Consider the following 17,619-nt stretch of genomic DNA (forward strand, 5'->3'; position numbering starts at 1 on the left):
TTATTTTTTAACTTTTAAAATGAACGATTCTAATGGTTTAACATCTACTCTAAGTTTCGCTTGATTATTTTTAACAACTAAAGTGGTAACATATCTTTTATACAATTGATCTTCTAACGTATATTCACCATCTTTTAAGTTCCATTTTTCAATAATATCTTGTGGTAAACCTAAATCGAAACCGTACGTATTTTCTGAGTTAAAGTTAGAAACAATAATTAATTTCTCATCAGCACTCCAACGTACAAAAGACAATACTTTATCATTGTACCATTCTGTATTTTCACTATTAAATTGATGAATATCTTGATATTCACCCATCAAAGCATCGCTTTTAATTGTAAAGTTTAACAAACGCTTGTAAAAATCTCTTAATTCTAATTCTTCCTTAGTAGACTGTCCTCCATCAAACTTTTTATCATTTACCCATCTTTGAAAAGAAGGAACCCCAACATAATCAAAAATTGAAGTTCTAGATGGTGTTCCAAAACCTGCGTCTTCAGATCCATCTTCACCAAATTCTTGTCCAAAATAAACCATCGTTGGTGCAGTAGAAATAGTTGTAGAAACAACCATTGCTGGTTTGGCTTTAACAGCACTTCCTGCAAACTCAGGACTAGCAATTCTTTGCTCATCATGATTTTCTAAAAAGTGCAACATATTATGCTCAATATCTTTTAAATCTTCTTGAATTGGAGGAATATGATCCGTTAATCCATCACCTTGCATAATGTGTTTTATAGTATCATACAACTGAACTTTATCATATAAATAATCCATTTTTCCTTTTCTAATGTAATCTCTATACATTTGTGGATTATACACTTCTGCTAATAAAAAAGCATTTGGATTTTTCATTTTTATAGCTGAGTTCATAAAACTCCAAAACTCAACAGGCACCATTTCTGCCATGTCATATCTAAAACCATCAACTCCTTTTTCTAACCAATACAAAGCAATATCTCTAAACTTCACCCAAGAATTGGGTACTGTTTTATCTTGCCAAAAAGCAAAATGCTTTTTATAATCTTCATTTTCAAAACCTGATGGTAATTCATCAAAATCTTTTTTCCCTTCTGGAGAAATACCATAATTTACTTTTACAGTTTCGTACCAATCATAAAAATTAGGCTTTGGAGATCGCGAACCATTCCCTGTCCATTTTGCAGGGTTTTCATCAAATTCTCTATCAGATAAAGGATGACTTTCACCTCCTAAAGGTGAATAGTCATTTAAATAATCAGGAACTTCAAATTCTTTCTTCGGATTGTAATAAAAATTATTATTTACATCATAAATAACTGTTTTATCATCATCTGCTCCAAAATCTTTAGTTCCTTCAGGGTTTGATACACTTTCATAATTTCTTGCAACGTGATTAGGAACAATATCAATAATCACTTTTAATTCATTTTTATGAGAACGTGCAATTAAAGCTTCAAATTCTTTTAGACGATTTGCCACATTTTCAGCCAAATCTGGGTTTACATTGTAATAATCTTTAACAGCATATGGAGATCCTGCTCTACCTTTAACAACATCTGGATCATCATTTGAAATCCCGAATTTGGTATAATCACGAATTACATCATGATGAGGAACACCTGTATACCAAATATGAGTAACTCCTAAATCTTTAATTTCTGTTAATGCTTTGTCTGTAAAATCATTAAACTTACCAACTCCGTTTTCTTCAATAGTTCCCCAAGGTTTATTTGTGGTATTTGTATTCCCAAACAAACGTGTAAAAACCTGATAAACAACTGTTTTTTTCTTTGTACTTGTACTCATCATCTTCTTTTCTGATACTTTATCTGTTGAACAACCAATTACTATTGATAAAACTAAGACGGATAAAACGCTATTTATTTTCCTCATAATTGATTTCTATTTTAATGTTATTATTACTTTTAATTCTTTTTTAGGATTCCATTTCACAGGAATCGTAAGTGTATTATTTTCTGATGAAACTCGTGTTCTTTTTCCATCAACTTTTACTTTTCTTGGTTTCCAGTTTATGTTGTGAATAATCAAAGTGATATCTTTTTCTGAAGAATTCCATTCTTTACCAAATTCTGCTTCAAAATCAATTTCTAAACAACGTTTAGTTAATTCTGATTCAAATTCTAAAATTTCATATTTTCCTTTTTCAAAAGCATTTGCTGTAATTCCATCATCATTATAAAATTCTCTTTTGCTTTCTTTTACAGAAGCATCATAATAGTAATGAAGTTCTAATTTATCTGCTTTATAATCATCTGTAGTTTGTACCAAATCTGTCATCAAAATAAAAGCGCCTCCTCTAACATACGTAGGAATTGATTTCCCTTTTACTTTTACCGTTTTTGTTTGTCCTCCTTCTATTTTTTCATCAAAATAAAAGTTGAACCAATTTGCAGTTTTTGGGAAGTAAATCTCTTTCGTTTTAACTGAATCTTTAAGAATTGGTGTAATTAAAAAATCTTTTCCCCATAAATAGGTTGATGAATTTGTCATTAATTTATCATCATCTTCTTCAAAGAAAATTGGACGCATTAAAGGTGTTCCTTTTTGATTATTTTCGAATGCCAAATTGTAATTGTAAGGCAATAATTTGTAACGTAACTCAATTGCCTTTTTTGCTAATTTCTTTGCTTTAGCACTTCTAAAAACAGGCTCACTTGGCACATCTTCCTGTGCATGAGGTCTAAATATTGGTTGAAAAACGCCATATTGTAACCAACGTGTGTATAAGTTATCATCTAAATTTGCACCTGCAAAACCACCTAAATCAGAATGCATATACCCCAAACCTTGCATTCCCATTTGTAGCGCAATTTCTGGTTGAGACTGCAAACCTCCCCAAGTTCTATTTACATCTCCAGACCAAGGAATCATACCAAATCGCTGCGAGCCAGCAGCTCCTGCTCTCATTAAAATGAAAGGTCTTTCATTTGGCAATTCTTTTTGATACCCTTCAAAAATTAAACGTGCCCAATCATGTCCATAAATATTATGAACTTCACTTGCAGAACCTGTTGCGTGTTGCACCCAAGTTGGGTGTACTTCTGGCTCTCCTAAATCTCCCCAAAGTCCTTTTGCACCTAAATTTATAATGTCTTTATAAATGTTCCAAAACCACTCTTTTCCTTCAGGTTTGTAAATATCTACAATTCCTGTATTTCCAAAATAAAAATCGTATTTAGCAGGATTTCCAACAGAATCTTTCGCCAAAACATCTTTTTCTACAGCTTCATTCCATTTTTTTGAGTTTGATAAAATAAATGGTTCTGTAATTAAAACCGTTTTAACTCCTTTGTCTTTTAATCGAGAAATCATTCCTTTCATATCTGGGAAAGAATCTTTATCAACTTCTAGATTCCCCATAGTTCCTTGTACCGTTTTACCAAACCAATACAAGTCTAAAATTACTGCATCTACAGGTATATTTTCTTCTTGAAACTTATCTATAGTTGCTTCTGTTTCTTTTTGTGAATGATAACCAAACCTACTTGAAAAATTACCTAAAGCCCATCTTGGAGGCAAAGGTTGTTTCCCTGTTAAATCTGTATAATTCTCAACTAAATCCATCCAAGAGTCACCAACAATAACTTGATATGTTTTTCTACCAGAAATAGTTTCGTAGGTTAAAGAATTGTCTTTTTTACTATCTAAATCTAAATACCCAATTGGCGCATTATCAAAATGAATCATGTATTTCTTAGAAGAAATTACAATTGGCAATGTAAAATTCATCAATTCTGCATGTGTTTCATAACCATACTGAGCTCTATTAAAAAGAGGCAATCTATACCCTCTTCTATTCATTTCTAAAGCTCTTGCTCCTCCTCCATATAAAACTTCATCAGAAGTTAAATTGAATTCAATTTTTTCTGTTTCATCAGCAACAATATTCCCATTCACCATATCCATCGGTTGGTGTTTAGACTTAAAATAACCTTGCTTTTCTGATGTAACAATTTCGTTATTGTATTTATAAATAATTTGAAAAGGATTATGTTGAATATGTACAGATATTCCATTCGTAGAAAAAATACTTTCGTTTTTTGAAATAACTGAATTTATATCAACTTTTTCAGACTCTAAAACAACTGCATGTGATGTGTCTAAAAACTCTTCTCCTTTTGGAATAAATGAAGTTTCTACAATTTGATCCGAATAAAATTTTAAAAGATATTTGCCATCATTTACGTTAATTTCTAATCCGTTTTCATTTTGTTTTACGTTTTTAAAAATTCTATTTGAATTTTGAGCAATAGAAATTTGTGTTATAAAAAGAAGGAAAATTACTATTTTAAAATATTTCATAATGTGTTTTATTCTGTATCTATTTAGGTTTCTAAACCTATATTTTATCTTTTATCGTTTTCACCCAAACTTCGTATCCTAATTCATTTAAATGCGTTCCATCTGAAGTCAATTCTGATTTTATTAATCCATTTTCGTTAACAAATTCGTTATGTAAATCTATCAACTTGTAATTCACATCAATTTTAGTATTTCTAATGATGTTATTCACTTGATTGATGTAATTTGCCATATACGCTTCTGCTGTTGGCAAAATTGTTTGCAAATAAATTGTTGTTTCTGGCGATTTTTGATAAATTGAATCCGTTATTTTAATGATATTTTTTGCAACATATTCTGTAGACGGAATTTGTTTTTGATAGTGCAAATTGAACAAATCGTTAATACCAATTAATAAAAAAACCGTTTTAGGTTTAAAGTGAGTTATTTCATCAAGTCTTTTTAAAACCCCATCAGTAACATCACCTGCAATTCCTCGATTTTTTACATTTTTGATGCCAACTTTTTCAGCCCAATTACCACCTTGTTCTGTAATGCTGTTTCCAATAAAAATAATATCACCAAAATTTAAAGGATTCTTTTTAAAAGATTCAATACGATGTTTGTAATTAACTTTTGTCCAATCTCCGTGAAATTTTATATCTTTTGATGCATCAGGATACAGACTATCAATAGCATTTATTTGTACAAAAGAACTTTTAAAATGAATAGATAAAGTTTGTTTTGGTTTTAATTCTATAAATTCATCAGCTTTATTTTTAATCCAAACTGCACTATTTTCTGAAGGATTAAAAACAGAATCATTTTTATATTCTAAAGCTTTAATTGCATTTAAATACTCAACCATTTCTATGGTTTTGGCATACCAAATATCTTTTTTGTTGCCTAATAAATTGCAAATAGAATCAGCTAATTTCCAATTATTATGAAACTCATAACTATGTCCCCAAACATTCAATAACTGCATTTTAGTTGCCTTTAAATTGGAAAAATAATTACCATAATTTATAGCATCATTGATATGACAAGTTGGGTTTAATTCTAAAAAATTATTAGCAGGTAATTCAAAGTTTTTTGTGGCAACAGTTGTTCTTGCATATTTAACATCTAAAGCTTTTAAAGATTGTAACGTTTTCTCATCAAAAGCGCCAAAAGGATAAGCCAAACCTTGAACTGCATTATGATTTGTATTCTTAATTAAGCTATTTAATTTTTGAAAATCAGCAAAAACCTCAGCCCTAATTATTGAATCTTTTTGGTTATTTAAACCTAAATGATTTACAGTATGACTAGAAATTTCATGACCTTTATATATACTATTTACTTCTGATTCTTTGACAAAAAATACGTCATAACCCAATTCAGAACTTAACCAATTTGCTCTTTTACCAAGTCTGCCAGAATTTAGATGAAAAGTACCAACGATTTTCGCTTTGTTTAGTTTATCGAGCAAAATTCTATCGTGTTCTGGCCCATCATCAAAACTCATTACTAAACTTTTTAATTTACCCTCAGGAAAAGCAAAATTATTAGCATTAATCTCTTTATTGGTCCTTAAAGTAGGACCTACAACATTTTGTTGATTTATAGCAGAATTACAAGAAATCAGCAATAAAATAGACACAAAACTACATAAGTAGAAATATGAATCTATTATTTTATTTGTTTTGATTTCTTTCATCTTTTGGAAAATAAATTTTAAAAAATCTTTTAGAATCAGTTTATTTTTTCAATAAAAATGTTAATGGAATACTTACTCTATTTTGCCAAGAAATTTCTGAATGATCTGTTCCTTCGAAAAATAAGTTTTTGAAATTTGCATCAGTAAATCCATTATTTAGAAAAATAGAATCAACTTTAGGTGCATATTCAGAATAAAACTGATCTAAAGTTTTATTACCATAATCAAAATACATTTTATGTGTTTTTGCATCTGGAACATTCTTTTCTAAATAAGTGAGAATTGCATTTGGCAATGGATTATTTTTTATAGGTTGAGCACCAACCCAATGTGTAGAAAGACATGCTGCACCTTCAAAAACGTCTGGATATTGAGAAATTGCGTACATAGACATTAAGCCACCCATTGAAGAACCAGCCACAAATGTGTTTTCTTTATTTGTGTAAACCGAATATGTTTTGTCTATATAAGGTTTTAAATCTTCGACTAAAAATTTTAAATATTCGTCACCAGTTAAATCTTCTAAAGCAACATCATTATTCGAAAGACTTTTTACACTTCCTAACTCTTCATTTGTTAGAAAACTCATTGCTTTTTCTGGGTACAAATCCAACCATCTTAATGCTGCAATATTGTGAATACCAACAACTATAAAATCTTTAGTAGTACCTTCTTTCATTAATTTTGAAGCAACTTCATCTATTTTCCATTCTTGCTTATTCCAAGTAGTAGTTTCATCAAACAACATTTGTCCATCATGCATGTATAAAACTGCATATTTTTTTTTTGACGAATAGTTCTCTGGCAACCAAACATCAACAGGTCTTGGAGTTATGTGTTTTGTGGGAAAAGAATCTACTCTTATTAATTTTCCTGCGGTTAATACAGCATCTTCTAATACTTTTGCAGAAATATTATCAACCTTTTTTTCTTCTTTCTTATTCTCTTTACTTTCTGATTTACAAGAAATAATAAACAGCATTAAACAAAGAATAATTATATTTTTCATATTTTGTTCTTTAAAAGTTCTCGATACAATTCTGATAAAAAATCAGAATTACTCGAACTGACAGGTTTTTAATTTTATAGTCTACTTTTTTGTTGTTAAAATAACGCTACCTTTTTCTGATAATTGAATTTCATCATTCCAAAGAAAATCTTCTCCAGTAATAATGTTTTTCAGTTTCTTACCTGCTAAACCAACTTCTTTAAAACGCTTTAAATCGATTGTAATTGGTGCTTCGTTTTTGTTGATAATATGTACAACTGTTTCATCTCCTTTTGTTCTAAACAGAAAATAAGTTCCCATAAATGGAGCAAAATGAATCGTTTTTCCATCTTGAATTGCTTCACTCTTTTTACGATAATTTAAAACTTTACTCACAAAAGATTGCATCTCTTTTTGTTCAGCATTTAAACCTTCACTTGTAAAAGCATTTATTTTATCACCTTTAAAACCTCCAGGAAAATCTGTTCTAATTAAACCATGATCGCCAGGGTTTGCAGTATCATCCATTAAAATTTCTGTTCCGTAATAAACTTGTGGAATTCTTGGCATCATCAACATATAACCCAACGCCATTTTAGCTTTTGTTACATCTTCTTTTACCTCTGTGTACAACCTACTTTTATCATGATTATCTAAGAATACCATAATATCTTTTGGTGTTGCGTAATAAAAATCATTCGCTAAACCTTCATAGATTTTCACCAAACCTTTATCCCAAGATTCTTCTTCATTAAGTCCATCTATAATGTTTTTCTGCATCGGAAAATCCATTGTTGATCTTAAATTAGATTCATATCCATCTTTATTTTTCGCACCTTTTTGCCAATAACCAACTAACAACGGATTGTAACTCCATTCTTCTCCAACGATTGAAAAATTAGGATATTCATTCATAATTGATCCAGCCCAATTAGACATAAATTCTTTGTCTGGATAAGGATATGTGTCTTGTCTAATTCCGCCTAAACCTAAAGTTTCTATCCACCAAATACTATTTTGAATGATGTAATTCGCCATAAACGGATTACGCTGATTTAAATCTGGCATTCCTGCAACAAACCAACCTTCATTATTTTCTTTTCTATCAATTTCTGAAGCATAAGAATCTTGATTTGTAGTTCTTCTATGATTAGAATTGATGTTTGTTTCCCAATTCCAATTTTCTATATTTTCTTCGTAGTTCTTTTGATAATTCACCCAATCTTTAAAAGGAATATCTTTCATCCACCAATGTTCTAAACCACAATGGTTCGCAACTTGATCCATAATTAATTTCATGCCTTTTTCTTTTAATTTTTGAGCTAATTTTTTATAATCATCTAGTGTTCCAAAACGAGGATCAACCTGATAATAATCTGTAATTGCATAACCATGATATGAACCTTTTGGCATATCATTTGTTAATACAGGAGTTGGCCAAACTGTAGTAAAGCCTAAATCTGAAATGTAATCTACATGATTTATAATTCCTTGTAAATCTCCTCCATGACGTTTGTAATCATCTGCTCTATCTAAAGAGGTTTCTTTTAATTTTTTGTTGATGTCATTACTTTCATCCGCATTCGAAAAACGATCTGGAGTAATTAAATAAATAGCATCAGAACTATTAAAACCAACATAATATTCTGCCGATTTTTCTCTAGATTTTAACTCATAAGTATGAGTTTTTTTTGTGCTATCATCAAAAGTAAAAACAATATCAAATTTCCCTGCTTTTGTAGATTTATCAATTTTTAAATCTAAAAAAAGATAGTTTTCACTTCTTGCCTTATGTACCTTTTCAATAGAAACGCCAGCATAAGAAATTGATGGTTTTGAGTTTCCTATTTTATCTTCTTTTACCAATAATTGTAAAGAAGTATTTTTTAATCCAACCCACCAATTTGTTGGTTCTACTCTTTCTAAAAAAGTATTAGAAATTGAAACCTCAGAAACATTTTTTGGGGTCTCTGTAGTGTTACATGAGAATAAAGCTATGATAAATAATAATAAAATGTTTCTGATAAGTTTCATAATTTCTGTTTTAAACAGTTAATAAATTATTTGGAGAGACTGTTACTTTTTCTCCGTTTACTAAAATGTTGATTTCTTGAGTTCCATCTAATTCAAAATGAGTTCCATTTTGAGAAACATTTACAGTAATAACTTGATTTCTAAAGTTTACTTTGAATGAATAAGAATCCCATCCTTTAGGAATTTTTGGTGAAAAAGAAAGTGAATTATTTAGCACTCTCATTCCTCCAAAACCTTCAACAATACTCATCCAAGTTCCTGCCATAGAAGTAATATGTAATCCTTCTTCTACTTCGTGATTATAATCGTCTAAATCTAAACGAGATGTTCTTAAATAGAATGTGTACGCTTGATCCATTCTGTCTAACTTTGCAGCCTGAATACTATGTACACAAGGAGAAAGTGAACTTTCATGCACTGTAAATGGTTCGTAAAAATCGAAATGTTTTTCTAATTCTTCTGTAGAAAAATCATCTTCAAACATGTAAAAACCTTGTAAAACATCTGCCTGTTTAATATATGGAGAACGTAAAATTCTGTCCCAACTCCATTTTTGATTAATCGGTCTTTGACTTTTATCTAAGTTTTCAACTGTAATTAATTCTTTATCTAAGAAACCATCTTGCTGTAAGAAAACACCTTTCTTTTCTGAATATGGAAAATACATATTGTCTGCAACATTTTTCCATTTAGATAATTCTTCATCAGAGAAATTTACTTTTTCTTTAATTCTGATATAATCTGAAACATGGTCTATTTTTACAAGCTCAATATTTTCTAACGCATAATTAATACACCATTTTGCAATGTAGTTCGTGTAAAAGTTATTGTTGATATTGTTTTCATATTCATTTGGACCTGTTACACCCAAAATCATGAATTTATTTTTATCAGAAGATAAAGTAGCTCTTTGTTGCCAAAAACGAGCAATACCAATTAAAACTTCCAATCCTTTTTCTGGAATGTAAGAATAATCGCCAGTAAATCTGTAATAGTTAAAAATTGCAAAAGCGATGGCTCCATTTCTATGAATTTCTTCAAAAGTGATTTCCCATTCGTTATGGCATTCTTCACCATTCATAGTAACCATTGGATATAATGCTGCTCCGTTGGTAAAACCAAGTTTACCCGCATTTTCAATAGCTTTATCTAAATGATAATATCTGTATTCTAATAACTTTCTTGCAACAGATTGATCTTTTGTAGCCATGTAAAAAGGAATACAATACGCTTCTGTATCCCAATAAGTACTTCCTCCATATTTTTCTCCTGTAAAACCTTTTGGGCCGATGTTTAAAGTAGCATCAGTTCCTAAATAGGTTTGATTTAGTTGAAAAATATTAAAACGAATTCCTTGTTGTGCTTTCACATCACCTTCTATGGTAATGTCAGACATTTTCCAGATTTGTGCCCAAGATTGCTTTTGCATTTCTAATAAAGCATCAAAACCAAGACTTACAGCTTTGTCTAAAGCTTCTTTTGCAGCAGCAACTAATTCGTCTTTTTTATGATTTCTATCAACCACATAACCACCAAATTTATGAATGGTAAATGTTTGATTTTGTTTAATTTCTTGTTGATATGTGCAAGATGTATAATTTGAAGTTTGCTCATTATTACAACCTGTAATAACTTCACTATTATCTATAAATAATCTAGATTCCATAAACGTACACGTATAAAAATGTGTTTTCATGGTTCTTGCCTGAATGTAAGATTGTTGGTTGCTATTAGAAACTTCTAAAACATCCCAAAATTGGTCATCCCAATTGGTATCTTCATTCGTAATTCCTGCGTCTATATATGGAATATAGGTGATTTTTGCATCAGAATTTAAAGGAGTAACATTGTAATTAATGGCACCAACCTCATCGATATCTAAACTTAAAAAACGTTTGGTATCCACTTTAATTTTGATTCCGTTTTGTAAAATAGCTTCAAAACTTCTAGACAACCAACCTTCTTTCATGTTTAGTTCTCGTTTAAAATCTGAGACTTCTTTACAGGTATTTAAATCTAGTTTTTCATCGTTAATTAAAACGTTAATTCCTATCCAATTTGGTGCATTTAATACTTTCGCAAAATACTCTGGATAACCGTTTTTCCACCATCCAACACGTGTTTTATCGGGATAATAAACACCTCCAATATAACTTCCTTGAAACGTAGCTCCAGTATATTGTTCTTCAAAATTAGCACGTTGTCCCATGACACCATTACCAATACTAAACAAACTTTCTGAAGATTTCACCATTTCTGCATCAAATCCTTCTTCTAGGATCGACCATTCATTTGGTTTTATATATTCTTGATTCATCTTAATTCTTTATTAAATCTTTAATAAAATTGGTACTGATTTCTGTGAAATCTTTAAAGATAAATTGCGCTTCAGAAAGCACATCTTTTTCTCCAATACCAATACTCATCATTTTCGCTGCATTTGCGGCTTCTACACCTGCTACAGCATCTTCAAAAACGACACAATCACTAGCATCTACACCTAATTGTTTTGCTGCAAGCAGAAAAACTTCTGGATCTGGTTTTGCTTTTGTTACATTATTTCCGTCTACAATTGTATCGAAATAATGCAATAAATTTACTTTCTCTAAAATTGGTTGTGCATTTTTACTTGCTGATCCTAAAGCTATTGGAATGTTATTTTCTTTCAAAAATTCTAATACTCTAGGAACATCTGGAAGAATTTCTGATTCATCCATATTTTCTATATACTGTAAATAGTCAACATTTTTTTCGACCATCCAAGTATCAAATTCTTCTTGTGTTGCTTCTCTATTACCAATTTCTAACAAAATTTCTAAACAACGTTTTCTACTAACGCCTTTAAATAATTCGTTTTGTTCTTTGGTAAATTCGAAGCCTAAATGATTAGCTAATTTTTTCCAAGCTAAGTAATGATATTTGGCAGTGTCAACAATAACACCATCCAAATCAAATATAAATCCTTTTTTCATTCTAATTTGTTTGTACTACATCATCTACATCTTTTACTTTGTAGACTAAAGCTGCAGCAATTAAAAAACTAAATCCACTTATCATTAAAGCAAATATTGCTTCATTATTATAAGCGTATTTTACTAACGGACCACCAATTAAAGCATTGATGATTTGTGGAATTACAATAAAGAAATTAAAAATCCCCATGTAAACTCCCATTTTTTTAGCTGATATAGAACCTGCTAAAATTGCATAAGGCATCGCTAAAATACTAGCCCAAGCAATACCTATACCAATCATAGATACTATTAACCAATTTTCATCTGGCATAATATAAATTGATAAAAGCCCTAAACCTCCAATAATTAACGAAATAGAATGCGTTCTCTTTCTACCAATTTTCTTTGCGATATATGGTAAAGCAAAAGCGTAGAATGCTGATACTAAATTGTAAATTCCAAAAAGAATTCCTACCCAATCTCCTGCATCTTGATACGAACTACTACTACTATCTGTGTGTGGCAAACCATAAATGTGTTGCGCAATTGCAGGTGTAGCAAAAACCCACATTCCAAAAAGACCAAACCAAGAAAAAAATTGCACCCAACTTAATTGACGCATTGTTGTAGGCATTTTTTTGAAATCTTCAAAAATATCCATCAAACTAGAACTTTTTTCCTCTTCTTCAGTATCAACAGAATCATTATCAAAACTTGCTAATTCTTCTGGAGAATATTCTGTTGTGGTTGTAATCGTTACTAAAATTGAAATAATTAAAATAATTGCTCCGATAATAAAAGACCAAATTAAATTTGCTGGTACAACACCTTGTGAAGTTTCATTAGAAACGCCAAACCAATTTGTTAAAGCATAAGGAAGCCAAGAACCAATTACAGCTCCAAAACCAATTAAAGCAGTTTGTATACTAAAACCTGCTGTTCTTTGATCTGTTCTTAAATTATCGCCAACTAGAGCTCTAAAGGGCTCCATAGCAATATTAAAAGAAGCATCCATAATCATTAAGAAACCTGCTCCAACCCAAAGTGCTGGTAAAAAGGCAATAAAAATATCTGCTTGTGGCATTAAAACTAAGCCAATAGATGCTAAAATTGCACCCACTAAAAAGTAAGGTTTTCTTCGTCCAAATTTTCCCCAAGTTTTATCGCTATAATAACCAATTATGGGCTGAACAATCAATCCCATTAAAGGTGCTATAATCCAAAACCAAGAAAGTTCGTGAACATCTGCTCCAAAAATTTGTAAAATTCTACTTGCGTTTGCATTTTGCAGTGCAAAACCCATTTGAATTCCTAGAAATCCAAAACTCATGTTCCAGATTTGCCAGAAACTTAATTTACGTTTCTCCATTATCGAATATTATAAAATGAATATTACGATAAGTGTATTAGACTTATCAATTAATAAATTTTGTGGAATGTAATTTATTGATAAATCAGATTAATAAGACAAATATATCTATTTTTTACCTATTTGATAAAAAGTAAATGTAAAATCTACGACGACGGTTTCGTAGATTCTCGTAATTTTAAGTCACTAGAAATGACAATTTTTTTAGGTTTATAAACTTCAGATTCTTTATCAATTCTTTCAATTAAAAGTTCAACAGCCTGTTTACCCATCGTAAAACCATGTTGTGCCATTGTTGTGATAGATGGTGATGAATATTCAGAAATTAAACCATCTGTAAAGCCAATTATAGAAAGGTCTTCAGGTACTTTTAAGCCTTTTTCTTTAGCTATTCTCATAGCGTTTGCAGCATAAATTTCATTTACTGCAAATACACCATCAATACCTTCTACAAAAACCTTTTCTATTTGTTTTTTTATATCTAAACTTTCGTCAATCTCTACAATAAGGTTTTTATCAGCTTTAATATACCCTTCTATTAACGCTTTCTCATAACCTTGCCTTCTTAAAGCCCCTACATTTACATGATTTGGAGTTGTTATTAAAGCGATCTTTTTTCGACCATTTTCTAGTAAATGTTTAGTAGCCTTATAGCCTGCACCAACATCATCTACAACTACTTTATCACATAAAATTTCATCTACAACTCTATCAAATAATACCAATGGAATCTCTTCTGCTACTAAATCTGTAAAATGTTTGTAGTCTTTATTCTTAAGGGTTCCATTTGCTATAGAGACAATTAAACCATCTACACTTCCATTAGATAAAACTCTTAACGTTTCAACTTCTTTCTCATAAGATTCATTAGAAAAACAAACCATTATATGATACCCTTTTTCAATTGCACCTTCTTCTATTCCCATTATAACTGTAGAGAAGAAATGATGTACAATCTTTGGTAAAATAACACCAATAACTTTTGTTTTTTGATTTCGAAGCTGAAGCGCTAAACTATTAGGTTTATAGTTATAAAAATCTGCATAAGCTTGAATTTTCTCTTTCGTTTCTTTACTAATCTCATGACTATCTTTTAAAGCCTTAGAAACCGTTGAAGTAGAAACACCTAATTCTTTGGCGATTGTTTTAATTGTAATTTTTTGCTTCATATTTTATTAAAAGACAAATATTAAGGTTAATTTTTACCAATTTAGTAAAAATTTAATGAAAAAGTTGTCAACACGAAACCGATTTCGTGACTTTTATCATATTGAAAATCTATGCCTTATAGCTACATTTACAAGGTGGAATGTAAGTTTATTGTTAAGTCCAAATCAAATTTACAGTTATTATAACAAATTATACATGAAAAAATTTAAATTATTATTAATTGGAATTCTTTTATCTACTTCGTTTACGATGTTTGCACAACAAACAGTTAATGGTGTAGTAAAAGAAAAAGCAACAGGTGAACCTTTACCTGGTGTTAGTGTAGTGGTTAAAGGCACAACAAGAGGTGCTGAAACCGATTTTGATGGGCAATTTTCTTTAGAGAAAGTAAACACAGGAGATGTTCTTGTATTTAGATATCTAGGATTTGCCGATAAAGAAGTTACAATTAGAAGTAACTTCAACATTAAAGTTGAATTAGATGAATCTGCAGAATCTTTAGAAGAGATCATTATTGTAGGTTATGGTACAACTACTGTAAAAGATGCAACAGGTTCTGTTGAGTCTATTACAGCAAAGGACTTTACTAAAGGTAATATTGTAACTCCTGAAAATTTACTAAGTGGTAGAGTTTCTGGTGTTAGTGTTACTACAAGTGGTGCTCCTGGTTCTGGATCTCAAATTACAATTCGTGGTGGTTCTTCTATTGGAGCTTCAAACAATCCATTAATTATTATTGATGGTTTACCTATTGAGGAAAGCGGAGTTGCTGGGTCTAGAGGTGTGTTAGCAAGTATTAATCCAAATGATATTGAATCATTCTCAGTATTAAAAGATGCTTCTGCAACCGCTATTTATGGTTCTAGAGCTTCTAATGGTGTAATTATCATTACTACTAAGAAAGGTAGAAAAGAGTATACTTTAGATTTAGACATGCAATATACTTTTGGAGAAGTACAAGACAGAATAAATGTTTTTTCTGCTGATGAATTTAGAAATATAGTTACTCAAAAATTACCAGGCGATGTTGGTTTATTAGGTGCTACTAATACAAATTGGCAAGATGAAGTTTTACGCTCTACAGTATCTTCTTTATATAATATTACTGCAAAAGGTCAAATATTTGGAGCAATACCTACTAGATTATCTATGGGATTTGCTAGTCAAGAAGGAGCTGTATTAACATCTCAATTTGATAGAAAAACAATTTCTCTTTCTATGAACCCTTCTTTGTTTAAAGATCATTTAAAAATTAACTTAAACTATAATAGAGCTTTTGAAGACAGTCGTTTTGGTGATTCTGGACAAATTGGTGCAGCTTTACGTTACGATCCTACTCAACCAGTATATGATTCTAGTTCTCCTTTTGGTGGATATTATCAACACAGAACTGGTGATATCGTTTCAAACGGAACACAAAACCCTGTAGCTTCTTTATTATTAGCCAATAATACTGGTTATAACTTTAGACAATATGGTAACTTAAACTTCGATTATAAGTTTCACTTTTTACCAGAATTAAGAGCTGTTGTAAATGCAGGTTTTGATAAAACTAAAGGTTCTACTCAAAATTTAAATAGATTTGATGTAGGAAACGCTGATGCTGTTTTACGTTATGCAGGTACAGAATCAAGAGGAACTCAAGAAAGATCTAATGAATTATTTGACACTTACTTAAATTATGTTAAAGAATTCAAAGACCTTAAATTAGATTTAACTACTGGTTATTCTTACCAACGTTTTGAAAACTTTGGAACAGATACTGGAAACTTAAAAAACCCAGATTCTTTTTCAACTACTTTTGCAGATCCAGATGTTGTAAATATTGGTTTCTTTGGTAGAGCAAAATTCTCATACCTTAAAAAATATTTATTAACGCTTAACTTTAGAAGAGATGGTACTTCTCGTTTTAGTGATGATAACAGATGGGGTAACTTTGGTGGTGCAGCAATTGCTTGGAATATTAGTGATGAAGATTTCTTAAAAGATTCTAAAGTTGTATCTAATTTAAAATTAAGAGCAAGTTATGGTTTAACGGGTCAACAAAATTTACCAGGAGTAAATGACCTATATTTAGATAGATACCGTTTTGGAAACGTAAACTCAAGATACATATTTGGTAATACTCCAGTACAATCTACTATTCCTTCTGTTGTAAACCCAAATTTAAAATGGGAAGAAACAACAACTATTGAATTTGGTGTAGATTATGGTTTATTTGATAATAAATTTACTGGAGCTATAAGTGCTTTCCAAAAAACATCTGACGATTTATTATTTGATGCAGCTTTAGCTGATGGAACAAATTTCGGAAACAGCGCAATTCAAAACATTGGTCAATTACAGATTAAAGGTTTAGAATTTACTATTAATGGAGATATTCTTAAAAGCGAAGATTATAATTGGAACTTTACCTTTAACGCTACGTATTTAGATAGAGAAATTACAGAACTATCAAACAATCAAGATGTTAGAACTGGTGGAACTTCTGGAGGAACAGGTAATACAATTCAATTATTAAGAGAAGGTTTTGCACCAAACTCTTTCCATGTATATAAACAATTATACGACACAGCAGGAAAACCAATTGAAGGTGCTTATGCAGATTTAAATGGTGATGGAATTATTAATGATGATGATAGATATTTAAAAGAAAACCCAAATGCAGATGTTACTTTCGGTTTTCAATCTAATTTTAATTACAAAAATTTTGATTTAGCTTTTAACTTAAGAGCAAGTTTAGGAAATTATGTATATAATAACGTAAACTCTTCTAGATCTCAATTCGAATTATTAAAAGACAATGCCGTTTTAGGAAACATACCAACAGCAGCATTAGACACAGATTTCTTAAGAACATCAGATGTTATTAATTCCGATATTTATATAGAAGATGCTTCTTACTTAAGAATGGACAATGTTACTTTAGGATATACATTTGACAACCCAATTAAAAAATTCTCTTACAGTAGTATTAGAGTATGGGCTGGTGTTCAAAACGTATTTACTATAACAAACTATAGTGGTTTAGATCCAGAAGTGTTTAACGGAATTGATAATTTAATTTATCCAAGATCTAGAAACTTCTTAGTTGGAGCTAACATTAAATTCTAAT

The 17,619-nt window shown here is 30.3% G+C and carries 10 protein-coding genes; 1 reads left to right on the forward strand and 9 read right to left on the reverse strand.

Translation table 11 applies throughout. The annotated features are described in order from the left end of the window. From BTO07_RS04390 to BTO07_RS04430, 9 genes are all read right to left on the reverse strand, one after another. Positions 1–1,878 (reverse strand): alpha-amylase family glycosyl hydrolase, encoded by a 1,878-nt coding sequence (locus BTO07_RS04390; protein WP_087520071.1) that lies wholly within the window; start codon positions 1,876–1,878, stop codon positions 1–3. Positions 1,879–1,887: 9 nt separating this feature from the next. Beyond that, the gene (locus tag BTO07_RS04395) at positions 1,888–4,308 is read right to left on the reverse strand and encodes a glycoside hydrolase family 31 protein (RefSeq protein WP_087520072.1); all 2,421 of its coding nucleotides are present in this window, start codon (positions 4,306–4,308) and stop codon (positions 1,888–1,890) included. A 37-nt stretch (positions 4,309–4,345) separates the two neighbouring features. Beyond that, the gene (locus BTO07_RS04400; protein ID WP_087520073.1) at positions 4,346–5,989 is read right to left on the reverse strand and encodes a GDSL-type esterase/lipase family protein; all 1,644 of its coding nucleotides are present in this window, start codon (positions 5,987–5,989) and stop codon (positions 4,346–4,348) included. Positions 5,990–6,029: 40 nt separating this feature from the next. After that, a complete protein-coding gene (locus tag BTO07_RS04405) occupies positions 6,030–6,998 on the reverse strand; it encodes an alpha/beta hydrolase (protein WP_087520074.1) in 969 nt (322 codons plus the stop codon). 81 nt (positions 6,999–7,079) lie between these two features. Further along, complete coding sequence (locus tag BTO07_RS04410) at positions 7,080–9,011, reverse strand: glycoside hydrolase family 13 protein (RefSeq protein ID WP_087520075.1); 1,932 nt, start codon at positions 9,009–9,011, stop codon at positions 7,080–7,082. 10 nt (positions 9,012–9,021) lie between these two features. Continuing rightward, positions 9,022–11,328 carry a glycoside hydrolase family 65 protein gene (locus BTO07_RS04415; protein WP_087520076.1) on the reverse strand — a complete coding sequence of 769 codons (2,307 nt, stop codon included), beginning with the start codon at positions 11,326–11,328 and terminating at the stop codon, positions 9,022–9,024. 1 nt (position 11,329) lies between these two features. Then, complete coding sequence (pgmB, locus tag BTO07_RS04420) at positions 11,330–11,983, reverse strand: beta-phosphoglucomutase (RefSeq protein WP_087520077.1); 654 nt, start codon at positions 11,981–11,983, stop codon at positions 11,330–11,332. Between the two features lies 1 nt (position 11,984). Next, positions 11,985–13,334 carry an MFS transporter gene (locus BTO07_RS04425; RefSeq protein WP_087520078.1) on the reverse strand — a complete coding sequence of 450 codons (1,350 nt, stop codon included), beginning with the start codon at positions 13,332–13,334 and terminating at the stop codon, positions 11,985–11,987. A 146-nt stretch (positions 13,335–13,480) separates the two neighbouring features. Continuing rightward, positions 13,481–14,503 carry a LacI family DNA-binding transcriptional regulator gene (locus BTO07_RS04430; RefSeq protein ID WP_087520079.1) on the reverse strand — a complete coding sequence of 341 codons (1,023 nt, stop codon included), beginning with the start codon at positions 14,501–14,503 and terminating at the stop codon, positions 13,481–13,483. A gap of 196 nt (positions 14,504–14,699) precedes the next feature. On the opposite strand from BTO07_RS04430, the gene BTO07_RS04435 reads away from it, so the two are divergent. Beyond that, positions 14,700–17,618, forward strand: coding sequence for a SusC/RagA family TonB-linked outer membrane protein (locus BTO07_RS04435; RefSeq protein ID WP_087520080.1), 2,919 nt, complete (start codon positions 14,700–14,702; stop codon positions 17,616–17,618). Position 17,619: the final 1 nt, after the last annotated feature.

The sequence above is a fragment of the Polaribacter sp. SA4-12 genome (assembly GCF_002163675.1).
Lineage (GTDB): Bacteria > Bacteroidota > Bacteroidia > Flavobacteriales > Flavobacteriaceae > Polaribacter.